17 protein-coding genes are annotated in these 25376 nt (G+C 56.3%); 6 read left to right on the top strand and 11 right to left on the bottom strand.

All coding sequences use genetic code 11. The features are described from left to right. Positions 1 to 11: 11 nt before the first annotated feature. Together cysI and cysJ are read right to left on the bottom strand one after the other, a co-directional pair. Complete coding sequence (gene cysI / locus ADJ24_RS15275; protein WP_023309000.1) at positions 12 to 1724, bottom strand: assimilatory sulfite reductase (NADPH) hemoprotein subunit; 1713 nt, start codon at positions 1722 to 1724, stop codon at positions 12 to 14. Then, positions 1724 to 3529, bottom strand: coding sequence for an NADPH-dependent assimilatory sulfite reductase flavoprotein subunit (gene cysJ / locus ADJ24_RS15270; protein ID WP_023309001.1), 1806 nt, complete (start codon positions 3527 to 3529; stop codon positions 1724 to 1726). The genes cysI and cysJ overlap by 1 nt, the downstream gene beginning before the upstream one ends. Before the next feature lie 303 nt (positions 3530 to 3832). On the opposite strand from cysJ, the gene queD reads away from it, so the two are divergent. Beyond that, the gene (gene queD, locus ADJ24_RS15265) at positions 3833 to 4198 is read left to right on the top strand and encodes a 6-carboxytetrahydropterin synthase QueD (protein ID WP_192831035.1); all 366 of its coding nucleotides are present in this window, start codon (positions 3833 to 3835) and stop codon (positions 4196 to 4198) included. Here the strand turns inward: queD and ADJ24_RS15260 are convergent. Then, the gene (locus ADJ24_RS15260) at positions 4183 to 6528 is read right to left on the bottom strand and encodes a helix-turn-helix transcriptional regulator (protein WP_023309003.1); all 2346 of its coding nucleotides are present in this window, start codon (positions 6526 to 6528) and stop codon (positions 4183 to 4185) included. The genes queD and ADJ24_RS15260 overlap by 16 nt on opposite strands. Before the next feature lie 171 nt (positions 6529 to 6699). Here ADJ24_RS15260 and ADJ24_RS15255 point away from each other — a divergent pair, with 171 nt between their 5' ends. Together ADJ24_RS15255 and ADJ24_RS15250 are read left to right on the top strand one after the other, a co-directional pair. Next, positions 6700 to 7869, top strand: coding sequence for a M20 aminoacylase family protein (locus ADJ24_RS15255; RefSeq protein WP_023309004.1), 1170 nt, complete (start codon positions 6700 to 6702; stop codon positions 7867 to 7869). Between the two features lie 27 nt (positions 7870 to 7896). Beyond that, positions 7897 to 9294, top strand: a complete 1398-nt coding sequence (locus ADJ24_RS15250; RefSeq protein ID WP_023309005.1) for an MFS transporter — start codon at positions 7897 to 7899, stop codon at positions 9292 to 9294. A gap of 17 nt (positions 9295 to 9311) precedes the next feature. Here the strand turns inward: ADJ24_RS15250 and queE are convergent, their stop codons facing one another. From queE to ADJ24_RS15235, 3 genes are read right to left on the bottom strand one after another with little or no spacing between them, the layout of a single operon-like run. Further along, positions 9312 to 9983: a 7-carboxy-7-deazaguanine synthase QueE gene (gene queE, locus ADJ24_RS15245; protein WP_023309006.1), complete on the bottom strand. Its 672-nt coding sequence runs from the start codon at positions 9981 to 9983 to the stop codon at positions 9312 to 9314. Positions 9984 to 10037: 54 nt separating this feature from the next. Then, positions 10038 to 10745, bottom strand: coding sequence for an N-acetylmannosamine-6-phosphate 2-epimerase (locus tag ADJ24_RS15240; protein WP_023309007.1), 708 nt, complete (start codon positions 10743 to 10745; stop codon positions 10038 to 10040). After that, on the bottom strand, positions 10745 to 12304 hold the full coding sequence (locus tag ADJ24_RS15235) for a PTS transporter subunit EIIC (protein ID WP_023309008.1): 1560 nt from the start codon (positions 12302 to 12304) through the stop codon (positions 10745 to 10747). Before ADJ24_RS15235 ends, ADJ24_RS15240 begins: the two co-directional genes overlap by 1 nt. A gap of 165 nt (positions 12305 to 12469) precedes the next feature. Here ADJ24_RS15235 and ADJ24_RS15230 point away from each other — a divergent pair, with 165 nt between their 5' ends. Together ADJ24_RS15230 and ADJ24_RS15225 are read left to right on the top strand one after the other, a co-directional pair. After that, positions 12470 to 13294, top strand: a complete 825-nt coding sequence (locus ADJ24_RS15230) for a MurR/RpiR family transcriptional regulator (RefSeq protein WP_048702872.1) — start codon at positions 12470 to 12472, stop codon at positions 13292 to 13294. Positions 13295 to 13652: 358 nt separating this feature from the next. Continuing rightward, positions 13653 to 14762 carry an SDR family oxidoreductase gene (locus ADJ24_RS15225; protein ID WP_023309011.1) on the top strand — a complete coding sequence of 370 codons (1110 nt, stop codon included), beginning with the start codon at positions 13653 to 13655 and terminating at the stop codon, positions 14760 to 14762. Positions 14763 to 14815: 53 nt separating this feature from the next. Here the strand turns inward: ADJ24_RS15225 and eno are convergent, their stop codons facing one another. The 5 genes from eno to rlmD form a co-directional block, all read right to left on the bottom strand. Further along, positions 14816 to 16114: a phosphopyruvate hydratase gene (gene eno, locus ADJ24_RS15220; protein ID WP_023309012.1), complete on the bottom strand. Its 1299-nt coding sequence runs from the start codon at positions 16112 to 16114 to the stop codon at positions 14816 to 14818. 82 nt (positions 16115 to 16196) lie between these two features. After that, positions 16197 to 17834, bottom strand: coding sequence for a glutamine hydrolyzing CTP synthase (gene pyrG / locus ADJ24_RS15215; RefSeq protein WP_023309013.1), 1638 nt, complete (start codon positions 17832 to 17834; stop codon positions 16197 to 16199). Between the two features lie 223 nt (positions 17835 to 18057). After that, a complete protein-coding gene (gene mazG / locus ADJ24_RS15210; protein WP_023309014.1) occupies positions 18058 to 18849 on the bottom strand; it encodes a nucleoside triphosphate pyrophosphohydrolase in 792 nt (263 codons plus the stop codon). 67 nt (positions 18850 to 18916) lie between these two features. After that, positions 18917 to 21148: a GTP diphosphokinase gene (gene relA / locus ADJ24_RS15205; RefSeq protein WP_023309015.1), complete on the bottom strand. Its 2232-nt coding sequence runs from the start codon at positions 21146 to 21148 to the stop codon at positions 18917 to 18919. Positions 21149 to 21199: 51 nt separating this feature from the next. Continuing rightward, positions 21200 to 22498 (bottom strand): 23S rRNA (uracil(1939)-C(5))-methyltransferase RlmD, encoded by a 1299-nt coding sequence (gene rlmD / locus ADJ24_RS15200; protein ID WP_023309016.1) that lies wholly within the window; start codon positions 22496 to 22498, stop codon positions 21200 to 21202. Positions 22499 to 22555: 57 nt separating this feature from the next. Here rlmD and barA point away from each other — a divergent pair, with 57 nt between their 5' ends. After that, positions 22556 to 25315, top strand: a complete 2760-nt coding sequence (gene barA, locus ADJ24_RS15195) for a two-component sensor histidine kinase BarA (protein ID WP_023309017.1) — start codon at positions 22556 to 22558, stop codon at positions 25313 to 25315. Positions 25316 to 25376 lie beyond the last annotated feature (61 nt).

Here is a 25376-nt window from a genome sequence, read left to right as displayed (position 1 = left end):
CCATCGGGATGTTACTCCCAGAAATCCCTTGCGGGATCGAGCACCGGGCGAATGATGCCCGCACGCACCGTAAAGTCGCCGAAGCCTTCACCCGCTTCGCGCTCTTTCGCCCAGCGCCCGACAAGCTCGTCGATGGAATCAAGGATTTCCGGCTCGGTAATGTTCTCGCGGAACATACGCGGAATGCGAGTGCCGATACGGTTACCGCCCAGGTGCAGGTTATAGCGCCCCGGCGCTTTCCCCACCAGACCCAGCTCGGCCAGCATCGCGCGACCGCAGCCGTTCGGGCAGCCGGTGACGCGCATAACAATATGCTCGTCCGGAATACCGTGTTTTTCCAGAATCGCTTCTACCTTGTCAGTGAATGACGGCAGGAAACGTTCCGCTTCGGCCATCGCCAGCGGGCAGGTCGGGAACGACACGCAGGCCATCGAGTTTTCACGCTGCGGCTTAACCGCATCCATTAACCCGTGGTCGCGCGCCAGCTTCTCGATCTTCGCCTTCTGGCTCTCCGGCACGCCGGCAATAATGAGATTCTGGTTAGCGGTAATGCGGAATTCGCCTTTATGGATCTTAGCAATTTCCAGCAGACCGGTTTTGAGCGGACGGCCCGGATAATCCAGAATACGGCCGTTTTCAATAAACAGCGTCAGGTGCCATTTATTGTCGATACCCTTCACCCAGCCAATGCGATCGCCGCGACCGGTGAATTCGTAAGGGCGGATCGGCTCAAACTTGATGCCTGCGCGACGCTCCACTTCCTCTTTGAACGTCTCAACGCCCACGCGCTCCAGGGTGTATTTGGTTTTCGCGTTTTTGCGGTCGGTACGGTTGCCCCAGTCGCGTTGGGTGGTTACTACCGCTTCCGCCACGGCCAGCGTGTGCTCCAGCGGCAGGAAGCCGAACTCGCTCGCGGTACGGGCGTAGGTTTTCTTATTGCCGTGCTCAATGGACAGGCCGCCGCCCACCAGCAGGTTAAAGCCAATCAGCTTGCCGTTTTCGGCAATCGCCACGAAGTTCATGTCGTTGGCGTGCAGATCGATATCGTTCTGCGGTGGGATCACGACCGTGGTTTTAAACTTACGCGGCAGATAGGTCTGGCCAAGGATCGGTTCTTCGTCCGTGGTGGCGACTTTTTCCTGATCGAGCCAAATCTCCGCATAGGCGCGGGTGCGCGGCAGCAGATGCTCAGAGATCTTCTTCGCCCACTCATAGGCTTCGGCGTGCAGCTCGGACTCATACGGGTTCGAGGTGCAAAGCACGTTACGGTTCATGTCGTTGGCGGTCGCCAGCGCGTCCAGCCCGACCGAGTGCAGCATCTGATGCACCGGCTTCACGTTCTTCTTCAGAATGCCGTGGAACTGGAAGGTCTGACGGTTGGTCAGGCGGATGCTGCCATAAATCGTGTTTTCACCGGCAAACTTGTCGATGGCCTGCCACTGTTTGGTGGTGATCACCCCGCCCGGCAGGCGGCAGCGCAGCAGCATCGCATGACGCGGCTCCAGCTTCTGTTCGGCACGCTCGGCGCGGATGTCGCGATCGTCCTGCTGGTACATACCGTGGAAGCGGATCAGCAGGAAGTTGTCGCCTTTGAAGCCGCCGGTGAGACCGTCATTCAGATCTTCAGCAATGGTGCCGCGCAGATAGTTGCTTTCCAGCTTCATGCGCTCGGCGTCTGTCAGTTTACCTTCGACCACCAGTGGCCCTGGATGTTTTTCGCTCATTAGTAGACATCTCGCTGATAACGGCGCTCAACGCGCAGCTCACTTAAAAATTCATCCGCCGTTTCGGCATCCATACCGCCGAATTCGGCAATCACTTCCAGCAGTGCCTGCTCAACGTCTTTCGCCATGCGATTGGCGTCGCCGCAGACATAAATGTGGGCACCGTCATTGATCCAGCGCCACAGCTCTGCGCCCTGTTCGCGCAGTTTGTCTTGTACGTATACTTTTTCTTTCTGGTCGCGGGACCAGGCCAGATCGATGCGGGTCAGTACGCCTTCTTTAACATAGCGCTGCCACTCAACCTGGTAGAGGAAATCCTCGGTAAAGTGCGGGTTGCCGAAGAACAGCCAGTTTTTACCCGGCGCTTCATCTGCCGCGCGCTGCTGCATGAAGGCGCGGAACGGCGCAATGCCGGTGCCAGGGCCAATCATGATGACCGGCGTTTCCGGGTTCGCCGGGAGGCGGAAGTTGTCGTTGTGCTCGATAAAAACGCGCACTTCGCCCTCTTCTTCCACGCGATCCGCCAGGAAGCCAGATGCCCCACCCGCGCGGGCGCGGCCTTCGATGTCGTAGCGCACCACGCCGACGGTAATATGCACTTCACTCTCCACTTCGGCCTGCGAAGAGGCGATGGAGTACAGGCGCGGGGTCAGCGGTCGCAGCAGGCCGATCAGCGCATCGGCATCCAGCTGAGCCGGAGAGAAACGGACCATATCGACAATTGGCGTCGTCGCGGCGTAATGCTGCAGCTTCGCCTTGTCGCCCACCAGCGGCAGCAGGGATTCGCTGCGCGTTAAGGTGGCATAATTTTCGACGATATTCGGGGTATTCACCGTCAGTTCGAAATGCCACTGCAGCGCCTCTGAAAGCGACTGGTTTTTGCCGTCAACGGTGACGGGCTCGTCACCCTTCAGCCACAGCAGCTCAACCAGCTCTTTCACCAGAGCCGGATCGTTCTGGTACCAGATACCCAGCGCGTCGCCCGGCTGATAGCGCAGGCCCGAGTCGCCGAGATCGATTTCGATATGGCGCACGTCTTTTTCCGAGTCGCGGCCGGTAATTTTCTGGTTCACCGACAGGCTCGCCGTCAGCGGCGCCTCTTTGGTGTACGGGCTGGTGTGGATGTCGTTGACGGCCCCCGTCGCGGTGAAGGCGGCCTGCGCCGACGTCTCTTTCGGCACGCGCGCTTTTAACACCTCAACGATGCGCGCACGCCATTCGGCGGCGGCGGTCTGGTATTCGACATCCGCGTCAACGCGGTCCAGCAGGCGCTCCGCGCCCAGCTCCGCCAGCCTGCTGTCGAAGTCTTTACCGGACTGGCAGAAGAATTCATACGAGGTATCGCCAAGGCCAAATACGGCAAACGCCGTGCCATCCAGCTTCGGCGCTTTTTTCGAGAACAGGAACTTATGCAGCGCCACCGCTTCTTCAGCGGGTTCACCTTCACCCTGCGTAGAAGCGACCACCACCAGCAGTTTTTCTGACGCGATTTGCTTAAATTTATAATCCCCGGCGTTGACCAGGTTCACATTCAGTTTGGCGGCCAGCAGGTCGTCACGCAGCGCTTCGGCCACGCGGCGCGCATTGCCCGTCTGCGAGGCGGAAATCAGCGTAATGGCCGGAATTTCAACGGCCGTTACTGGTGCACCCGCCACAGCGCCAGGCTGCTGATTGAGCATTCCCCAGAAATAACCGGAGACCCAGGCAAGCTGAGTGGGAGAAAAATCAGAGGTGGCAGCCTGAAGGCGCGCCAGTTGCTCCGGGTTCAGGGGAAGCAAATTTGAAGGTGGGGCCTGTGTTGTCATGCGTCGTTATGTTCCAGTAGCCAAGCGGACTTTAAGCGAATAAATCCAAACTGAAGATAAGGTTAACGGCGAGGATAATAACAATTAAAGAAGGGATGGAAATAATAAATAACCAAATGGACTAACCTGTTTTAGTTGTCATACTTAACGATAAAACCGATTAATTAACCCACTGAAAATTATCGATAAAACCCACAAAAAAAGCCCGTTAACGAGACGCATGGCTTCAGAGCCGTTTTAGTTAATGCTAAAAATTGTGCTTTCCGGTACTATGCGGCGGTTTTTTCCGCATTACTGAGAGCGATCATGTCCACCACACTGTTTAAAGATTTCACCTTCGAAGCCGCCCACCACCTTCCGCATGTCCCTGAAGGGCATAAATGCGGCCGTCTGCACGGGCATTCGTTCATGGTGCGTCTTGAGATCACCGGTGAAGTTGATCCGCATACCGGTTGGATCATGGATTTTGCCGAGCTGAAGGCGGCGTTTAAGCCGAGCTACGATCGTCTGGATCATTACTACCTGAATGATATCCCGGGCCTTGAAAACCCGACCAGCGAAGTGCTGGCGAAATGGATTTGGGATCAGATGAAGCCGCTGGTGCCGCTGCTGAGCGCGGTGATGATCAAAGAGACCTGCACCGCTGGCTGTATCTATCGCGGGGAGTGATCCTCTTCATCACGCCCGTTTAGCGGCATGAACTCATAGAGCACGAGCGCGTTACTTTCCAGTGATTCTGTCATTTGCCAGCCGTCATTAAGCCGTTCATCGCGTAAGGAAAGCGTTGGACGCGCTTTGTGCGCAATCCAGCGCCACATCTCTTCATCAGGCCCGCTGTCGCTGCGTACCCCTTCCAGCAGCGGGTAGAGCGCACCATTGTGCCGATCGAAAAGATGGCGCCTGATGCGCCACTCGCCGCGCATCCCCTGTAGCTGCAGATGATATTGCTGTTGAAAACGTTGGATGAAAGCCTCCTCGCTGGAGAGCAGCGGATTGAACACCACCACGTTACGCAGCAGCAGCTGATAGCCCCCCTGATGGCGGAGCAGCAGCACGCTCTTGTCGTTGACGAGCACTTCTCCCCGCAGGCGTTGCCACAGCCAGAGCACCCAGTAGATGGGCCGCGGAAGGCCGTGATTATACTGAAGCGCAAGGCTCGATGTATCGAGGGTGTTGTTCGTCCTGGCTTCCCCCTGCAAACCGGAATTCAGCCAGAATCCCGCCAGCCAGACCTGTTCTGAAAGCCCGAGTAAATTTTGCATAAGCAGCGCGCCGCGAAAAAACCAGCCGTTGGTTGCCCGCGTATTCCCGGTAAGGGTATTCCACGAGAGTAACCATACCGGCAGCGTGCGCTGCCGCTGGCGAAGGGCGGAGAGTATTTGGCGGATCTTCAGCACGGGATAGTTTTCAGACGAGGAGAGATGTGCAGGATCCAGCCGCGCCAGATCGAGCAGCTCGTTGGCATCCGCCTGACAGGCGAGGAAATCGGCCTGGTCCAGAATGCCAGAATGGAACAGCGCGTCGTCGCCGAGTTCAGTACCCACGGGAGAGAAGCGATGCCACACCCCAAACTTTGCCTGTGGAAGGTAGGCCCCGACCGTCGCCCGCTGAGCCTGCCAGGCGTGCTCCTGGGTTTCCGCGCTTGCCTGAGGAGACCAGTGCATCACGACGTGCCAGCCTGCGGTAATATCGGGTAAAAATCGGTTAACCGACAGCTGCAAAAAGCGCTTCAGAAGATCGCATCGGGTGGTGACCCCCGTGTGCAGCAGGATCGTCCAGCCTTTTTTTGCTACCCAGGTAAACAGCTGCTGCAGATTGTACCAGCAGGCGTAACCCGCCATATGGGGATCGTCCCATCCCGTGGCGAACAGACGGCTGCTGAGAAAAGGTTCAGCGATATCAATCCCCTCAATTGGGATCGCCTCGTGAAGCGCCTCCAGATGCTGGCGAACATCCTCCCGCAGTAAATCGTCGAGCTCGCGCAGGGTGACGACCAGCCTCGCGCGGCGCAGCGCGGACGAGAGCGGATAAAGCTGCTGCAGATCAACTATTCGCTCCTGACGCGGAGAGTGGGTTAACGGAGCGGGTTCCCAGCCGCGGTTCTCAGCGCCTCTAAGCAAGCTAAACAGCCTATCCACCGCGATAGGAAAGCGCTGCTCGCCCGTGCCTGCCCGCAGCGGAGACGCATCGGAGCGATGCCGCCTGGCCTTACGAAACTCGCCCGGAGACATATTGTGATAGCGCCGGAACCGATCGGTCATCATACGCGTGCTGGCAAACCCGTGTTCCAGCGCAATCTGATGCAAAGGACGGCTGGTGAGGCGCAGGGCATCAGCCGCTTTTTCCAGCCGCAGGGCGGTGATGTACTGCATAAAACTGACACCCATCTCTTTTCGAAAGAGGCGGGAGAGCCACGCTTCGGAGACGAACTCACTCGCTGCAATTTCGGCCAGCGTAATGCGCCGGGTATAGCTGGCGTTGATCCGCTCCAGCACGCGGGCAATGCGCTTGCTGACGTCGGCGTGCTGGTCCCGGGGTTTCTGGCGGGCAGGCTGCTGAAAGCGGCCAATCAGCAGCAGCAGGATCTCGCTCAGCCAGCGATTTGCCTCCAGCCTGAAGCGGTGTGGATCGTTCACCAGCGTCACCACCAGAAGCTGACGCAGCAGGTGCCGAAGTTCGTCACACTGCGGCCAGTTTCCACCGGACTCTGTCGGAACCGCGTAGTCATGGGCAAAAAAGTCATTGTACAGCTTGATTACCCACCGCCCGGAGAGAACGACACGAAGCGTCACGTTCGCGCTCTGGCTACTGAACCGCCAGCGCTGATAGCGGTTTATCACCGCAAGACCGTTATTTGACACCGTCTCGCGTCCTGCGGCGGTTTGCAGTTCGGCTTGCCCTTCCAGAACCCACAGTATCGTCAGCGAATCACCTTCATCCTGCGTGAGCAGGCGAATGTCTTCAACGACTACCGCAAACTCGTTCCCATGCTGCTCCATTCGGCTCCCCCGCATGGACAAAAAATGATGCGCCATTTTTTGTCATAACTGAATCGTATGAAAAACAATCAGAAAAAAGGCGTCGCTTTACAACAAAAAAGGGCATTTTCCGGCAATGCGATCGACATAAACTCGAAACTAACACCGTTTGGCAGGAAAAGGATAACAAAAATGACACATCCAATTGTTGACGCTCTGCGGGACACCGAAGATCGGTTCACTGAACTTCGTCGCGAATTCCACCGACACCCCGAAATTGGCTTCGAGGAGCACAAAACCAGCGACCGCGTCGCGTCACTCCTTCAACAATGGGGCTATGAGGTTCACCGGGGAATGGCAAAAACCGGGGTGGTTGGCACCCTGAAGGTGGGCAACAGCAGCAAAAGCATGGGCCTGCGCGCCGACATGGATGCGCTGCCAATGCAGGAAAACAGCGGCAAGGCGTGGAGTAGCACCGTCGAGGGAAAATTCCACGGCTGCGGGCACGATGGCCACACCACCACGCTGCTCTATGCCGCAGAATATTTGGCTCGTACCCGCAACTTTAGCGGTACGTTACATCTCATTTTTCAACCTGCGGAAGAGCTGCTGTATGGCGGACGCGTCATGCTGGAGGATGGCCTGTTTGAGCAGTTCCCCTGCGACCATATTTTCGGCCTGCACAATATGCCCTCCCAGCCGCTCGGGAAAATCGGCCTTCGCGATGGCGCCATGATGGCTTCTTCGGACACCGTTCATATTGAAGTCAACGGGGTGGGAGGACACGGCGCCGTTCCGGAACACACCGTCGATGCCACGCTGGTTGCCTGCCACATCACCCTCGCCCTGCAGTCGATTGTGTCGAGGAATATTACCCCGTTCCAGCCGGTCGTCGTGACCGTGGGCAGCATCCAGGCGGGTCATGCTCCGAATATCATCAACGACAAGGTGTTAATGAAGCTTACCGTTCGCACGCTGGATGAAACGGTGCGTCAAACCGTGCTGCAGCGGATCCATGATATCGCCGTGGCGCAGGCTGAGAGCTTCAACGCCACGGCCACGATCCGTCACGTGAACGGGAGTCCGGTGCTAAGGAATAACCCGCAGGCCAATGAAATAGTGCGTACGGTAGCGACCGACCTGTTCGGTCAGGATGCCGTCTCGTCGGTGAATGCCTTTATGGGAAGCGAAGATTTTGCGTTCATGCTCGAGAAAAATCCCAACGGCTGCTACTTCACCCTCGGTGCGGGAGATGAGCCTGAACGCTGCATGGTGCATAACCCAGGCTATGACTTTAACGACAAGCTTCTCCTCACCGGCGCGGCACTCTGGAGCGCGTTGACCGAACATTATCTGCGTTAATTCCCGCCCACCCCGGAGGCTTGCACGATGAGTACCGTTCCCCTGACAGGCACACCGACCTACGCCGGTAACGATCGGCTGCTGGCCGGTATTGTGATGAGCGTTCTGACGTTCTGGTTATTTGCGCAGTCGGTGATTAACGTTGTCCCGGCAATGAAAAATAGCCTGACTATCTCCCTCGAAACCCTCACGCTGGCGGTCAGCCTCAGCGCCTTGTTCAGCGGCTGTTTTGTCGTTGCCTGCGGGGGATTTGCCGACAAGTTTGGGCGTATGCGCATGACCTATATCGGCCTGATGCTGAGCATCGTCGGAAGCGCCCTGCTTTTCATCTCGTGGGAGCCGGTTCTGTTTCTGCTGGGAAGAGCGATACAGGGGCTGTCAGCGGCCTGCATCATGCCCGCCACGCTGGCGCTGATTAAAACGTGGTATGAAGGAAACGCGCGGCAGCGGGCCATCAGCTTTTGGGTCATTGGTTCATGGGGCGGCAGCGGCCTGAGCGCGTTTGTCGGCGGGACTATTGCCACCACGCTCGGCTGGCGCTGGATTTTTGTTTTTTCCATGCTGGTCGCGGTGGCGGCGCTGCTGCTGATCCGCGGTACGCCGGAAAGCCGAAGCGACGCCGCGAGCCGCCATAAGCTGGATATCAGCGGCCTGGTGAGCTTTGTCTGCATGCTGGTGCTGCTGAACCTATTTATCAGTAAAGGGCACAGCTGGGGCTGGAGCAGCGTTTTATCGCTACTTGTGCTGGGTAGCGCCGCGCTGGCAGCGGTCTTCTTTGTGCTTACCGGGCGACGTAAAGGTGATGTGGCGCTGATTGATTTTGCCCTGTTTAAAAACCGGGCCTACAGCGCGTCGGTATTCTCAAATTTTTTGCTCAACGGCTGCATTGGCACCATGATGATCGCCAGTATCTGGCTGCAGCAAGGACACCATCTTTCGCCGCTACAAACCGGCATCATGACGCTGGGATATCTGGTCACCGTGTTGGCGATGATTCGGGTCGGGGAAAAGCTGCTCCAGCGTTACGGGGCGCGCCTGCCGATGATGACCGGGCCGCTGCTGACCGCAACGGGTATCACGCTGATCTCCTGCACTTTCTTAAGCAAAGAGATCTATATTGTCACCGTTTTTCTCAGCAACATTTTATTTGGCCTGGGGCTGGGGTGTTACGCCACGCCGTCAACGGATACTGCGGTAATGAATGCGCCTGAAAACAAAGTTGGCGTGGCCTCAGGGGTTTACAAGATGGGCAGTTCACTGGGCGGAGCAATGGGGATCGCCGTTACCGCGTCGCTGTATGCGCTGCTGCTGCCGCTGGGAATGGCCAGCGCCGCACAGTATGCGCTACTCTTCAACAGCGCAATTTGTCTCGCTTCGGCGGGAGTCACCTGGGCATTGCTTCCTTCAGAACGGGCCCCGCGATAGGCGGGGCCGCGCAAAGATCAGGCGATATTCAGATATTTGTGCGTCTGCATCGACAGGCGCCAGTTGCGCGCAATACAAGTTTCAATGCACAGGCGCGTTGCATCCTCTTTCTGGCTGATAGGCTGCAGGGCAATCACCCGCTGCTTTTCATCCGTCAGCGTGGCCAGCAGTTCATCCAGCGCTTCGATGTCACGCACGCGCCCTACCGGGTGCTTAATCTCATCCGCGCGTTCCAGCGCCTGAGACAGCACGTCATACCCGCCGCGCATATTCACTTTTGGCGATACCGTCACCCAGGTCGTGTGTGAACAGCGCACTTCATGGGTGCCGCTGGTCTCAATCTGGCAGCTGTAGCCGTTCTTTTCGAGCAGCTCGGTCAGCGGCGTCAGATCGTGGATGCAGGGTTCACCGCCGGTGATCACCACGTGGCGCGCCGTCCAGCCCTGACGACCAATAATGGCCAGCAGATCTTCTGAACTGCCCGCGCCCCACTTATCGCTCTCTTTGGTTTTCGCCAGAATGCTAAACAGCGACACTTCCCGATCTGCGAGCTTATCCCACGTATGTTTGGTATCACACCAGGCACAGCCAACCGGGCATCCCTGTAAACGAATGAAAATAGCGGGAACGCCGGTAAAGTAACCCTCGCCTTGCAGGGTCTGGAACATCTCGTTAATCGGGTACTGCATAGTCATCTCAGTAAAGGGGATAAACGATAAGTATCGCAGATCCCCGCCGGATGGTCATGCTCCATCGGTGCTTTGCGCGCCAATCGCCGCCATAAAACGCTCGGTAATTTGCTGTGGACGGGTGATCGCGCCGCCGACGACGACCGTATGCGCGCCCAGCGCCAGGCATCTGGCCGCGCGTTCAGGCGTATCCACGTTGCCTTCGGCAATCACGGGAACCGTCACGGCGGCCAGCACGGCCTTCAGGAACGCGCAGTCATTTTCCGGAAGCGAATGGCCCGCCGTTTCCGCCGTATAGCCGTAAAGCGTGGTGCCGACGCAGTCAAAGCCAAGCGCCTGCGCCGTCACGGCTTCGCCCAAGGTGGAAATATCGGCCATCAGCAGTACCGAGGGATAGCGTGAGCGGATGCGCGTGACCAGCGTTTCCAGGGATTCTCCACCGGGACGCTCACGCGCCGTCGCATCAAGCGCAATGATTTCCGGAGAAACGGTCATGAGCTCATCCACCTCTTTCATCGTGGCGGTGATAAACACCTCGCTTTCCGGGTAATCCCGTTTGATGATGCCGATAACAGGCAAAGACACCTGCTGCTTAATGGCCTCGATATCCACCACGCTGTTGGCACGAATGGCTGCGGCCCCGCCCTGTGCCGCCGCCAGCGCCATCCGCGACATAATAAACGGGCTGTGCAGCGGTTCATTTTCCAGCGCCTGACAGGAGACGACCAGTTTTCCCTTCAGGTTATCCAGTACAGTTTTCATTACGATAAGATCTCTTCCACTTCGTTTTTGATAATCGTGACGTGCGGGCCATAAATGACCTGAACACCGTTACCGCGCACGATAACGCCGCGCGCGCCGGTGGCTTTCAGCGCCGCGTCATTCACTTTGCTGCCGTCCTTCACCGTGACGCGAAGCCGCGTGGCGCAGCAGTCCACCTCTTCCAGATTCTCTTTTCCGCCTAACCCCGCGATCACCGCAACGGCGCGCTCGCTCCGGGATAAGGTCACTTCATTGGCCATCGCCTCCTTTTCCCGACCCGGCGTGGCAAAATCAAAGCGGTTAATCAGGTAGCGGAAGGTGAAGTAGTAAAGGAAGAACCACGGCACGCCCACCAGCGGAACGAACATCCAGTTGGTTTTGGCCTCCCCCTGCAAAATGCCGAACAGCACGAAGTCAATAAAACCGCCGGAGAAGGTTTGCCCGATGGTGATATGCAGCATGTGTGCGAGCATGAACGCCAGCCCGTCAAACAGCGCATGAATGACGTAAAGCACCGGCGCAATAAACAGGAAGGAAAACTCGATAGGCTCGGTAATCCCCGTCAGGAACGAGGTTAGCGCCGCAGAGAGCAGCAGTCCGGCAACGCGCTTTTTGTTCTCCGGTTTTGCCGTGTGGTACATCGCCAGACACGCGCCGAGCAGGCCAAACATCATCGTAATAAAGCGCCCGGACATGAAGCGCGACGTGCCCTCATAGAAATGCTGCGTGTTCGGGTCGGCCAGCTGGGCGAAGAAGATCCGCTGTGTGCCCTCAACGAGGTGACCGTTAACAATCTCACTGCCGCCGAGCGCGGTAGTCCAGAACGGCAGATAGAAGATGTGGTGCAAACCAAACGGGCCCAGCATGCGTAAAATAAAACCGTACAGCAGTGTGCCCAGATAGCCGGTGGCATCAACCAGCCCGCCGAGACCAAAAATCAGCTTCTGGAAATGCGGCCAGACCACGGTCATGAGCGCGCCGACGAGTATCGCCGCCAGCGAGCTGATGATGGGAACAAAGCGCGAGCCGCCTAAAAAGCCCAGGAACTGCGGAAGCGCAATTTTATTAAACCGATGATGGAGCGTGCAGGTCACCAGCCCAATCACCACGCCGCCAAACACGCCGGTTTCCAGCGTCTGGATCCCCAGCGTCATGCCCTGCCCTACAGCGCCCGGATTCTCATGCGCCAGTTTACCGGTGAGGATCAGCAGCGCGTTGATGGTGGCATTCATCACCAGAAACGCGAGCAGCGCCGCCAGCCCAGCCGTGCCCTTATCGCTTTTTGCCAGCCCGACGGCGACCCCAACCGCAAACAGCACCGAGAGGTTCGCAAACACGATTGATCCTGCGCTGCTCATGATGGTGAAAATGGCCTGCAGCCAGCCCACATCTAAAAACGGATAAGCCGCCAGCGTATTGGGATTCGATAGCGCGCCGCCTATCCCCAGCAGCAGACCCGCCGCGGGCAGCACGGCGATAGGCAACATAAAGGATTTACCAAAGCGCTGCGCTTTTTCAAACCATCCCCCCGAAGAAGCACCACTGAACATTTGCATCATGTTTTCATCTCCCCGTTAAATGATGAAAATTTTTACCACATAAATATATAACAGTGAAAATTATCATCAAAAACCAGGAAGCCGATCATACTTTTTCAAAATGACTGGCATCTTTCCCCTCCTTTCCGCCACACTAGTCGCAGCGAAACACATTAAGGACGTGGCATGTCGGACCATGAAAATCTGCTGCTGAAGCTCCGCCAGGAGGCTTCCGGGTACAGCCCAACGCAACAAAAACTCGGCGAGTTTGTCCTCAGCGATCCTGGCCGGGTGCTCTACCTGACGATCACTGAACTGGCGCGCGAGAGCCACACCAGCGAAGCCAGCGTAACGCGCCTTTGCCGGACGCTGGGCTGCAAGGGCTATAACGAATTTAAAATGGCGCTTGCGCTGGATATTCAGCAGGGCCAGCCCGCGCGTCAGGCGGGGGATGAGATTGATAACGTCGTGGATGAGTCGGTGCAGGCCTTGCAGGATACCGCCAGACTCCTCGACCGCACGCTGCTTGAAAATGCGGCGCTGGCGCTGCACCAGGCGCAATCCGTGCAGATTTATGGCGTCGCGGCCAGCGCGATCCTCGGAGAGTATCTGCATTACAAGCTGCTGCGGCTGGGCAAACCCGCACAGCTGTTTAGCGATATGCATCGCGCGGCCATGAATGCGACAACGCTTTCGAAAGATACGCTGGTTGTGGCCATCTCCAGTTCGGGTTCAACGCGGGATTTACTCCACGTGGTGAAGCTTGCCCGCAAGCGCGGCGTTAAGGTTCTGGCGCTAAGCAATACGCCCCGCAGCCCGCTGGCGTCCCTGAGCGACATGCAGCTGGTTGCAGCCAAACCAGAAGGCCCTCTAAGTGCAGGCGCGCTCAATGCTAAGGTTGGAGTCATGCTTCTGGTCGAGCTGTTGACCACGTCCATGATTGCGCTGGATGGTCATTACGGCGACGTTAGTCAACAAACAGCCAGCGCCACGCTTCCCCTTTTGCTCTGAAAATCATTCGCAGGCTAAATAAATCGGCCTGCGACTTATGTTGTCTGATTTGAGTTAAGTGGTATTTAAAAAATTTATTCGATAAATGTTTAGTGTAACAAATTATTATATTTATTACATTTTGAATTGCGTTAACCATTCGACACAGACCTCATAAAAACATTTGAATTCAATAATTTAAAATTTAACTTTTAATAGAGTGAATTTTTACCCTTGCGATAGTGTCCAATATCTCCACCTGATTCCCTTTCCTTAAAATAAGCTTAAGACGCCATCGATTTCGGCGTTTTATTATTTAAATGCCGTTTACTTTTGCACGCCTACAATCCGCCTCATCAATCATAATGAGACGGTATTAATGAAGATGTTATTGATTACAGGCGTGACCGGATTTCTGGGCGGTGCAGTTCTTGAAAAAATCCTGACCAGCGATCAACCAGCAAAACTCCTTTTGCTTGCGCGCGCCAGCGATCCGCAGAGCGGGCTGGAGCGCGTGCTGGAGAACATGCGCAAGTTCAACGTTCCCGAGGACAAACTGGCCTCCCTGAAGGTGGATAATATCCTGATTGGCGACCTCAGCCAGCCTGAAGCCTTTCTCAACGATCCCCGTCTGGATCGGGTCACGCACGTGGTTAACTGTGCGGCCGTGGCCTCATTTGGTAATAACCCGCTGATCTGGAAGGTCAACGTTGAAGGTACGCTCGCGCTGGCGCGCCGTATGGAGCAGGTTACAGGACTGCAGCGTTTCCTCCACGTCGGCACAGCAATGTCATGCACGCCGGAGCAGGATTCCCTGGTCGCCGAAAGTGCGGAATTCAGAGAGAATGCTGAACACCTGGTGGAATACACGTTTTCGAAGTCAACCATAGAACAGCTGATGCGCGAGGAGTGCCCTGACCTGCCGCTGCTCATCGCCCGTCCGTCCATCGTCGTCGGCCATACCCGTCACGGCTGCACGCCGTCGAGCAGCATTTTCTGGGTCTTTAGCATGGGCCTGATGCTGCAGAAGTTTATGTGCTCAATGGAAGACAGGATCGACGTTGTTCCGGTGGATTATTGCGCCGACGCGATGTTAATGCTGCTCAACAGCAACGCTCGTCCGGGAGAAGTGGTACACATTTCTGCGGGAGAAGAGAACAGCGTTCGCTTTGCGGATATCGATCAGGCAATGGCGCAGGCGCTGGAGAAAGCCCCCGTCGGGGATAAATATGCGCAGGTCAGCTACGAAACGCTGGTCAGAATGCGCCGCGAGCTGAAACATATTTTTGGGCCGTGCAACGAACGTCTGATGCTGAAAGCCATGCGTTTATACGGTGCGTTTGCCACGCTTAACGTGCGCTTCAGCAACGATAAGCTGCTGAGCATGGGGATGCCGAAGCCACCCCGGTTTACGGATTACATCGCCCGCTGCGTGCAAACCACTCAGGGGCTGACCATTCCGGAGCAAATGGCGGTCGATTTTAAATAGCCCAAAAAAATGCCAGTCATTCGACTGGCATTTTCATTTTAAGGCTTAAGCAATTATGCCTGGCCTTTGATCTCTTTCAGACCGTTGTATGGTGCTTTTTCGCCCAGCGCTTCTTCGATACGAATCAGCTGGTTGTATTTAGCAACACGGTCAGAACGGCTCATAGAACCGGTTTTGATCTGGCCTGCAGCGGTACCCACAGCCAGGTCGGCAATGGTAGCGTCTTCAGTTTCGCCAGAACGGTGAGAGATAACAGCGGTGTAGCCAGCGTCTTTCGCCATTTTGATCGCAGCCAGAGTTTCGGTCAGAGAACCGATCTGGTTGAATTTGATCAGGATGGAGTTAACGATGCCTTTCTCGATGCCTTCTTTCAGGATCTTGGTGTTGGTTACGAACAGGTCGTCACCAACCAGCTGGATTTTGTCGCCCAGTACTTTAGTCTGGTATGCGAAGCCAGCCCAGTCAGACTCGTCCAGACCGTCTTCGATAGATACGATTGGGTACTGTTTGGTCAGGTCTTCCAGGAAGTGAGTGAACTCTTCGGAGGTGAACGCTTTGTTGCCTTCGCCAGCCAGAACGTATTTACCGTCTTTGTAGAATTCAGATGCTGCACAGTCCATCGCCAGGGTGATGTCTTTGCCCAGCTCGTAGCCAGCAGCTTTTACTGCTTCTGCGATAACGGCCAGCGCTTCTGCGTTAGAACCCAGGTTTGGCGCATAGCCACCTTCGTCACCAACAGCAGTGTTCATACCTTTAGCTTTCAGAACTTTAGCCAGGTTGTGGAACACTTCAGAACCCATACGTACGGCTTCTTTCAGGGATTTCGCGCCAACTGGCTGAATCATGAATTCCTGAATATCAACGTTGTTGTCTGCGTGCTCACCACCGTTGATGATGTTCATCATTGGTACAGGCATGGAGTATTTGCCTGGGGTGCCGTTCAGTTCAGCGATGTGCTCGAACAGTGGCATACCTTTCGCAGCAGCAGCCGCTTTGGCGTTTGCCAGAGAAACTGCCAGGATTGCGTTCGCACCGAAGTTAGATTTGTTTTCAGTACCGTCCAGATCGATCATGATCTTGTCGATGCCAGCCTGGTCTTTGGCGTCTTTGCCAAGGATTGCCTGAGCAATAGGACCGTTTACAGCGCCAACCGCTTTCAGTACGCCTTTGCCCAGGAAGCGGGATTTGTCGCCATCGCGCAGTTCCAGCGCTTCGCGAGAACCAGTAGAAGCACCTGATGGAGCAGCAGCCATACCAACGAAACCACCTTCCAGGTGAACTTCGGCTTCAACGGTCGGGTTACCACGGGAGTCGATGATTTCACGACCGATGACTTTAACGATTTTGGACATTAGATTTTCCTCAGTACAAGTTAAACTAAAACTCCAGACAAACAACGCGTACCAAAGGTACGCGTTGCCGTTCTAACTTTTTTTACTTCGCCTGACGCTTCTGGTAGTCGCTGGCGGCCTTCACGAAGCCTGCAAACAGCGGATGCCCGTCACGTGGCGTTGAAGTAAATTCCGGGTGGAACTGGCAGGCGACAAACCACGGATGGTTTGGCACTTCAATGATCTCGACTAACTGATCATCCCCGGAGCGGCCCGCAACACGCAGGCCCGCGGCTTCAATAGGTTTCAACAACATGTTGTTGACTTCATAGCGGTGACGATGGCGCTCGGTGATGACCGGCTCGCCGTACAGCTTGCGAACCACGCTATCGTCAGACAGCTGGCAGGCCTGTGCGCCAAGACGCATGGTGCCACCCAGATCGCTCTTCTCGGTACGGACTTCGACGTTACCTTCTTCGTCACGCCATTCAGTGATAAGCGCCACAACAGGGTACTTACAGTCTGGCACAAATTCCGTAGAGTTCGCGTTTTCCATTCCCGCTACGTTGCGCGCAAATTCGATCAGCGCAACCTGCATACCCAGACAGATGCCGAGGTATGGAATATTGTTTTCACGCGCATAGCGCGCGGTGGCGATCTTGCCTTCAACACCACGGTAGCCGAAGCCGCCAGGGATAAGGATAGCATCCAGATCTTTCAGGATTTCAACGCCACGCGTTTCAACATCCTGCGAATCAATCAGCTTGATGTTCACGGAAACACGGTTCTTCAGACCACCGTGTTTCAGCGCTTCGATCACTGACTTATAGGCATCCGGCAGTTCAATGTACTTGCCGACCATACCGATAGTCACTTCGCCTGCCGGGTTGGCTTCTTCATAAATAACCTGTTCCCATTCAGACAGGTTCGCTTCCGGACAGTTCAAGCTGAATCGTTTACAAATATAATCGTCCAGGCCCTGAGATTTCAACAGGCCCGGGATTTTATAAATGGAATCGACATCTTTCATTGAAATAACGGCTTTTTCAGGCACGTTACAGAACAATGCAATTTTCGCACGTTCGTTCGCCGGAACCGCGCGATCGGAGCGGCAAACCAGGATATCTGGCTGAATACCAATAGAGAGCAGCTCTTTCACAGAGTGCTGAGTCGGCTTGGTTTTCACTTCACCTGCGGCGGCCATGTACGGCACCAGAGTCAGGTGCATGAACAGCGCGTGCTCCCGGCCAATATCTACCGCCAGCTGACGAATCGCTTCCAGGAATGGCAGGGATTCGATATCACCCACGGTACCGCCGATTTCAACCAGCACCACGTCGTGGCCTTCGCCACCCGCAACAATGCGTTCTTTGATTGCGTTAGTGATGTGCGGGATAACCTGAACGGTTGCACCCAGGTAGTCACCACGGCGCTCTTTACGCAGAACGTCGGAGTAGATGCGGCCAGTCGTGAAGTTGTTACGACGGGTCATTTTGGTGCGGATGAAACGCTCGTAGTGGCCAAGATCCAGATCGGTTTCAGCGCCGTCTTCAGTAACGAACACTTCCCCGTGTTGGATTGGGCTCATGGTGCCCGGATCGACGTTGATGTACGGATCCAGTTTCATCATGGTCACATTGAGGCCACGGGCTTCAAGAATGGCTGCGAGGGAGGCTGCGGCAATGCCTTTACCCAGAGAGGATACGACCCCGCCGGTCACAAAAATATAGTTCGTTGTCATGCTGAACCTGAGAAGTTAGGGTGAAACGATGGAATAACCAGGACGGGAAAGTAGTATACCCGAACACGGCGAGCGCCACAAACTTTCATTCTCCGTCCCCATTCCAGGCCATGACAAACATAAGGAGTGAGAAAATAGCCCCTTTTGGGTAAATGTTTTTGACGCAAATCAAGCGCTTGTCATTTAAAAAATCACACAAATTGCGCTTGATCGCAAAATCTCGTTAGAGATCAGATTCCTGGCGCTTTACTTCCTGCCAGACTTCTTCCATCGTTTCGAGGTCAATTCCGCTCATTTCCAGGCCTCGCGAGGCGACAATCCGCTCAACTTCGCGAAAGCGTCGTTCGAATTTTAGGTTGGCTTTTTGCAGGGCGGTTTCCGCTTTTACACCCAGGTGGCGAGAAAGGTTGACGGTCGCAAACAGCAGGTCGCCCATCTCTTCCTCAAGCTTTGCTTCATCCACTACCGCCTGCTGCGCTTCGTGCATGACTTCGTCAATCTCTTCGTGCACTTTATCCAGCACAGGGCCGAGGGAGGTCCAGTCAAAACCGACGGCGGAGCAGCGCTTCTGGATTTTATGCGCGCGCATCAGCGCGGGCAGGCTCAGTGGAATATCATCCAGCGCCGAGTGCTGGGATCTTTCCGCTCGCTCGGCGCTTTTGATCTGCTCCCAGCGGGCCAGCACCTCAGCGCTGTTCCCTGCGGTGGCATCGCCGAAGATATGGGGATGACGGCGCTCAAGCTTGTCGCTGATGGCAGCGCAGATATCGTCAAAGTTAAAGCGCCCCTCTTCCTGCGCCATTTGCGCATAGAACACCACCTGGAACAGCAGATCGCCCAGCTCGCCGCGCAGGTCGTCAAAATCTTCGCGGGAAATAGCGTCCAGCACCTCATAGGTCTCTTCGAGGGTATAAGGCGCGATGGTGGCGAAAGTCTGCTCTTTGTCCCACGGGCAGCCGTTTTCCGGGTCGCGCAGGCGTTTCATGATGCCAAGCAGGCGGTCGATTTGAGTCATAGTGTTTTCCATTAAAAAAACAAGCCGGGCGGCGGCAAAGCCTTACCCGGCCTACAGAAGAGTGTGTTTAACCGCCGTGCAGACGACGCGCGTCTATCACATCCGGCACCTGGTTCAGTTTGCCGAGCACGCGGCCCAGCACCTGCAGGTTGTAGATTTCGATGGTCATATCGATGGTGGCAAGCTGCTCGCGGGTATCGCTGCGGCTGGCGACGCCCAGCACGTTGACCTTCTCGTTGGCGAGAATGGTCGTGATGTCGCGCAGCAGGCCGCTGCGGTCGTTGGCGGTAACGCGCACCACCAGCGAGTAACCAGCGGAATAGCTCTCACCCCAAACCGCTTCCACGATGCGCTCCGGCGCATGCGACTGCAGCTCGGCAAGCTGGTCACAGTCGGAACGGTGAATCGAAATCCCGCGTCCCTGGGTGATAAAGCCGACGATATCGTCGCCCGGAATAGGCTGGCAGCAGCGGGCAATGTGGTGCATCAGGTTACCTACGCCTTCAACCACCACGCGGCCGTTGTCTTTGCTGCGCTGCTGCGGGGCGTAGGTTTTCTGCTGCAGCTGCTTCAGCGCCGCCGCGTCCTGCTCTGCCGCGCTTGGCTTATTGAACTGCGCCTGCAGGAAGTTCACCATCTGATTCAGACGGATATCACCGCCGCCAATGGCCGCTAACAGCTCGTCAAGCTCGTTAAAGTTGTAGCGCGGCAGCAGGAATTTCTCCGCCTCTTTCAGGCTTATCCCGATATGCTCCAGCTCGTCGTCAAGGATCTGGCGACCGGCAAGAATGTTCTTGTCACGATCCTGTTTACGGAACCAGGCGTGAATTTTCGATCGCCCGCGGCTGGTGGTGACGTAGCCCAGGTTCGGGTTTAGCCAGTCACGGCTCGGGTTGGGCTGCTTCTGGGTAATGATCTCAATCTGGTCACCCATCTGCAGTTGATAGGTGAACGGTACGATACGTCCGCCGATTTTCGCCCCGATGCAGCGGTGTCCCACATCGCTGTGGATGTGGTAGGCAAAATCGAGCGGCGTAGAGCCCGCCGGCAGGTCGACAACGTCCCCTTTTGGGGTAAAGACGTACACGCGATCGTCAAAGACCTGGCTACGTACTTCGTCGAGCATCTCGCCGGAGTCGGCCATCTCTTCCTGCCACGCAATCAGCTTGCGTAGCCAGGCAATGCGGTCTTCGTGGCCAGAACGCGCTCCGCCGGACGTGCCTTCTTTGTATTTCCAGTGCGCGGCCACGCCCAGCTCGGCGTCTTCGTGCATCTGTTTGGTGCGGATCTGAATCTCGACCGTTTTGCCGCCAGGGCCAAGCACAACGGTATGGATAGACTGATAGCCGTTCGGTTTGGGGTTAGCGACATAGTCATCGAACTCATCGGGAAGATGACGGAAGTGAGTGTGTACTATCCCCAGCGCGGCGTAGCAGTCCTGCAGACGCTCCGCCACGATACGCACGGCGCGCACGTCAAACAGCTCGTCAAAGGCGAGGTGTTTCTTCTGCATTTTGCGCCAGATGCTGTAGATATGCTTAGGCCGGCCGTAGACTTCGGCGCGCACGTTCTCTTCTTTCATCGCCTGGCGCAGCCCGCCGACAAATTCCTCGATATAGTGCTCGCGGTCGATACGGCGCTCGTGCAGGAGTTTGGCAATACGTTTATATTCCGCCGGGTGCAGATAGCGGAAGCAGTAATCTTCCAGCTCCCATTTCAGCTGACCAATCCCTAAGCGGTTCGCCAGCGGCGCATAGATGTTTGTACACTCTTTGGCAGCCAGCACGCGCTCGTCTTCCGGCGCATCCTTCACCTCTCGCAGGTGGGCAATACGCTCGGCCAGCTTGATGACCACGCAGCGGAAATCATCCACCATGGCCAGCAGCATCCGGCGAACGTTATCGACCTGCTCTGAGGAGACGGAATCGGTGTGCGCGGCTTTAAGCTGGCGGATAGCCGCCATATCGCGTACGCCGTGGATCAGCGCGACGACGGATTTCCCGACGCTGTCGCGCAGTACGTCTTCGCTGACCACGTCCGCATCCGCGAGGGGGAAGAGAAGCGCGGCCTGCAGCGTTTCAATATCCATGTTCAGCATGGATAAGATTTCCACCATCTCCACGCCGCGCCACAGGAGAAGATCGGCATCCGGATGCCCCTGCGTGGTGCGCAGACAATAGGCCCAGGTTTCGGTTAAGCGTTCACACGACTGCTGGCTGGAAATTCCCAGACTTGCGATCCATTTTTGTGGGTCAAATTCCCCAGCTTTATTGAGATGTGCACTTCTTACCGCAACCATTGTCCTCTCCTTTAGGGACCTGGGCCTGTCGAAGTCGACAAGCCAAACAAATTAGATGTGCTCGAACAACACCATCGATTCCAGATGTCCAGTGTGCGGGAACATGTCCAGCATTGCCAGACGCTGAATCTGGTAACCCGCGCTGATTAATGCCTCGCTGTCCCGGGCAAGCGTTGCCGGGTTACAGGAAACATAGACCACACGCTTCGGCGCGAGTTTAATAATATGTGCCATCACACCCGGGGCACCGGCACGCGCCGGGTCGAGCAAAATTTTATCAAAGCCCTGCTTTGCCCACGGCTGTTGGGTGACATCTTCCTCAAGATTTTGATGAAAGAATGTCACATTTTGCAAGCCGTTCTGCAGCGCGTTCTCCTGCCCTTTCGCCACCAGCGCCTCAACGCCTTCCACGCCGACGACGCTGGCCGCTTCTCGCGCCAGCGGCAGCGTGAAGTTGCCCATTCCGCAGAACAGGTCGAGCACCCGATCGCTTTTCTGAACGTCCAGCCACGCCAGCGCTTTCTCAACCATCAGTTGGTTAACGCCATCATTCACCTGAATGAAATCCCGCGGGCTGAACGTTAAGCGTAGCCCGTTTGACGCATACCAGGGCGCCTCACCGGTAACCTGCTCAAGTATCTCGCTTTGTGGTGCAAGGAAAAGCGCCAGGTCGTGGGAATGCGAAAAGCGTTCCAGTTTTTCGCGATCTTTTTTCGACAACGGCGCGGTATGGCGCAGGACCATCAGCGGTCCATTGTTTGCCATGACCAGTTCGACATGCCCGAGATGGCTAACGCCGTCCAGCCCGGAAAGACAGGTGCGCACTTCCGGAAGCAACGCCTCAAGATGGGGCACCAAAATGGGGCACTGCTGCACATCGACAATGTCGCTGGAACCGGCCTTGCGAAACCCCATCTCCAGCCGAGCCGTTTTTGGCTGATAGCTGAGGCTCAGGCGCGCGCGTCGACGATAGCCCCAGGGCACATCGGCGAGAATTTCGTTAACGTCATGTTTAAGCTGACGCGCCAGCGCGCGGCTTTTGCTTTTTTGCTGTAATTCTGTGCTCGCATGCTGTTGCTGGCAGCCCCCGCAAACGCCAAAATGTGGGCAGCGGGGCTTCACGCGCTCCGGGCTATCGTTGAGGCGACGCTTAACCTGTCCGCGCGCGAACTGGCGTTTATCTTCCGTCAGCGTAATTTCTGCTCGTTCTGTTGGCAGTAAACCTGTTATAAACAGAGCCTTACCATTGTGACGTGCCACTCCCTGACCAAACGGATCGAGGTCCGTGGCTTCAACAGTAATGATTTGACGCGTCGTCACGCGTCGCTTTGCAGAGTAGAATTGCGCCATCGCCGAGATTTTTCTCATATAAACATAATTATCTTAATTGTCCCATAACGGAACGCCATGACCAACTACAGCCTGCGCGCGCGCATGATGATTTTGATCCTCGCCCCCACCGTTCTCATCGGTTTGCTGCTGAGTATCTTCTTTGTGGTGCACCGCTATAACGATTTGCAGCGGCAGCTGGAGGATGCAGGTGCCAGCATTATCGAACCGCTTGCCGTGTCCAGCGAGTACGGCATGAACCTGCAAAACCGCGAATCCATTGGTCAGTTAATCAGCGTGCTCCACCGCCGCCACTCGGACATCGTACGAGCCATTTCCGTTTACGACGAACATAACCGCCTGTTTGTCACCTCGAATTTTCATCTCGATCCTGCGGCTCTGAAGATCCCGGACGGTACGCCATTCCCGCGCCATCTCACCGTACTGCGGCGCGGCGATATCATGATCCTGCGCACGCCGATCGTATCGGAAAGCTATTCCCCCGATGAGTCTGCGCAATCCGATGCCAAATCCAGCAACAATATGCTGGGATATGTGGCGCTGGAGCTGGATCTCAAGTCGGTCCGGCTACAGCAGTACAAAGAAATTTTTATCTCTGGCGTGATGATGCTGTTCTGCATTGGCATTGCGCTGATCTTCGGCTGGCGCCTGATGCGCGACGTGACGGGCCCCATCCGCAACATGGTTAATACGGTTGACCGCATCCGCCGCGGCCAGCTCGACAGCCGGGTGGAAGGGTTTATGCTGGGTGAGCTGGACATGCTGAAGAACGGCATCAACTCGATGGCCATGTCGCTGGCGGCGTATCACGAAGAGATGCAGCACAACGTTGACCAGGCCACGTCCGACCTGCGCGAAACGCTGGAGCAGATGGAGATCCAGAACGTTGAGCTGGATCTGGCGAAAAAGCGCGCCCAGGAAGCGGCACGTATTAAGTCGGAATTCCTTGCCAATATGTCGCACGAGCTGCGTACGCCGCTCAATGGCGTGATCGGCTTTACCCGCCTGACGCTGAAAAGCGAGCTTAACCCGACTCAGCGCGATCACCTGCACACCATTGAACGTTCGGCCAACAACCTGCTGGCGATCATCAACGACGTGCTCGACTTCTCCAAGCTGGAAGCGGGCAAGCTGATCCTGGAGAGTATTCCGTTCCCGCTGCGCAGTACGCTCGATGAGGTGGTGACGCTGCTCGCGCACTCGTCGCACGACAAAGGCCTTGAGCTGACGCTTAATATTAAAAACGACGTGCCGGATAACGTCATTGGCGATCCGCTGCGCCTGCAGCAGGTCATTACCAACCTTGTCGGGAATGCGATTAAATTCACCGAAAGCGGTAACATCGACATTCTGGTAGAAAAACGCTCCATCAGCAGCAATAAGGTGCAGATTGAAGTCCAGATCCGCGATACCGGCATCGGTATTCCTGAGCGGGATCAGTCGCGTCTGTTCCAGGCGTTCCGTCAGGCGGACGCCAGTATCTCCCGCCGTCATGGCGGTACCGGCCTGGGGCTGGTGATCACCCAGCGTCTGGTGAACGAGATGGGCGGCGATATCTCTTTCCACAGCCAGCCGAACCGTGGTTCAACCTTCTGGTTCCACATTAATCTGGACCTCAATCCGAATGTCCTGACCGATGGCCCGGTGACGGACTGCCTGAAAGGCAAGCGTCTGGCCTACGTCGAACCTAACGCGGCGGCCGCGCAGTGCGCGCTCGATATTTTAAGCACCACGCCGCTGGAGGTGGTCTACAGCCCAACCTTCTCAGCGCTTGCCGTTGAGCACTACGATATTCTGCTGATGGGGATCCCGGTTACCTTCACCGGCGAGCTGACCATGCAGCAGGAGCGGCTGGCGAAAGCCGCCTCAATGACCGACTATCTGCTGCTGGCGCTGCCCTGCCACGCCCAGATTAATGCAGAGGAGTTGAAAAACGACGGAGCCGCCGCGTGTCTGCTGAAGCCGCTCACCGCGACCCGCCTCCTGCCCGCGCTCACGGAGTATTGCCGTCTTAGCCAGCATGCTCTCCCGCTGATTAACGATGAGCAAAAATTGCCCATGAGCGTGATGGCAGTGGATGATAATCAAGCCAACCTGAAGCTGATTGGCGCATTGCTTGAGGACCAGGTTCAGCACGTTGAGCTGTGCACCAGCGGCGCGCAGGCGGTTGAACAGGCGAAGCAGATGCAGTTCGATTTAATCCTGATGGATATTCAGATGCCGGGCATGGATGGCATTCGGGCCTGCGAGCTGATCCACCAGCTGCCGCACCAGCAGCAAACCCCGGTCATTGCGGTCACCGCGCACGCGATGGCCGGCCAGAAAGAGAAGCTGCTGAGCGCCGGAATGAATGACTATCTGGCGAAGCCCATCGATGAAGAGAAACTTCATAATCTGCTGTTACGCTATAAGCCGGGTCACATTGGCGGGACGTACACGGTTTCCAGCGAGCCGATTGAAATCAGCGTTAACCAGAACGCGACCTTTGACTGGCAGCTTGCCCTGCGCCAGGCGGCGGGTAAACCCGATTTAGCCCGCGAAATGCTGCAAATGCTGGTCGCATTTCTGCCGGAAATTCGCAATAAGGTGGAAGAGCAGCTGGTGGGTGAAAATCCGGAAGCGCTGCTGGAAGCGATCCACAAGCTGCACGGCAGCTGCGGGTACAGCGGCGTACCGCGGCTGAAAAACCTTTGCCAGCTGCTGGAGCAGCAGCTGCGTGCCGGCACGCCGGAATCGGAGCTTGAACCGGAGTTCCTGGAGCTGCTGGATGAAATGGATAACGTAACGCGCGAAGCGACGAAGTTGCTGGGAAGCTGAGATAAAAGCCCGGTGGCGCTACGCTTACCGGGCCTGCAATTGCGGGTGCGGCCTGATGCCC

The organism is Enterobacter sp. 940_PEND, assembly GCF_001059415.1.
Taxonomy (GTDB): Bacteria; Pseudomonadota; Gammaproteobacteria; order Enterobacterales; family Enterobacteriaceae; genus Enterobacter; species Enterobacter cloacae_M.
Note: the sequence above shows the minus strand (reverse complement) of the source record. Positions and strands in the feature narration are given on the sequence as shown.

Coding starts and splice junctions, on each gene's coding strand:
- ADJ24_RS15230 (WP_048702872.1), top strand. CDS start 12,470: ATGTCGGACCATGAAAATCTGCTGCTGAAGCTCCGCCAGGAGGCTTCC.
- relA (WP_023309015.1), bottom strand. CDS start 21,148: ATGGTTGCGGTAAGAAGTGCACATCTCAATAAAGCTGGGGAATTTGAC.
- ADJ24_RS15235 (WP_023309008.1), bottom strand. CDS start 12,304: ATGATGCAAATGTTCAGTGGTGCTTCTTCGGGGGGATGGTTTGAAAAA.
- ADJ24_RS15260 (WP_023309003.1), bottom strand. CDS start 6,528: ATGGAGCAGCATGGGAACGAGTTTGCGGTAGTCGTTGAAGACATTCGC.
- pyrG (WP_023309013.1), bottom strand. CDS start 17,834: ATGACAACGAACTATATTTTTGTGACCGGCGGGGTCGTATCCTCTCTG.
- cysJ (WP_023309001.1), bottom strand. CDS start 3,529: ATGACAACACAGGCCCCACCTTCAAATTTGCTTCCCCTGAACCCGGAG.
- barA (WP_023309017.1), top strand. CDS start 22,556: ATGACCAACTACAGCCTGCGCGCGCGCATGATGATTTTGATCCTCGCC.
- ADJ24_RS15240 (WP_023309007.1), bottom strand. CDS start 10,745: ATGAAAACTGTACTGGATAACCTGAAGGGAAAACTGGTCGTCTCCTGT.
- cysI (WP_023309000.1), bottom strand. CDS start 1,724: ATGAGCGAAAAACATCCAGGGCCACTGGTGGTCGAAGGTAAACTGACA.
- ADJ24_RS15225 (WP_023309011.1), top strand. CDS start 13,653: ATGAAGATGTTATTGATTACAGGCGTGACCGGATTTCTGGGCGGTGCA.
- ADJ24_RS15255 (WP_023309004.1), top strand. CDS start 6,700: ATGACACATCCAATTGTTGACGCTCTGCGGGACACCGAAGATCGGTTC.
- rlmD (WP_023309016.1), bottom strand. CDS start 22,498: ATGGCGCAATTCTACTCTGCAAAGCGACGCGTGACGACGCGTCAAATC.
- mazG (WP_023309014.1), bottom strand. CDS start 18,849: ATGACTCAAATCGACCGCCTGCTTGGCATCATGAAACGCCTGCGCGAC.
- eno (WP_023309012.1), bottom strand. CDS start 16,114: ATGTCCAAAATCGTTAAAGTCATCGGTCGTGAAATCATCGACTCCCGT.
- queE (WP_023309006.1), bottom strand. CDS start 9,983: ATGCAGTACCCGATTAACGAGATGTTCCAGACCCTGCAAGGCGAGGGT.
- ADJ24_RS15250 (WP_023309005.1), top strand. CDS start 7,897: ATGAGTACCGTTCCCCTGACAGGCACACCGACCTACGCCGGTAACGAT.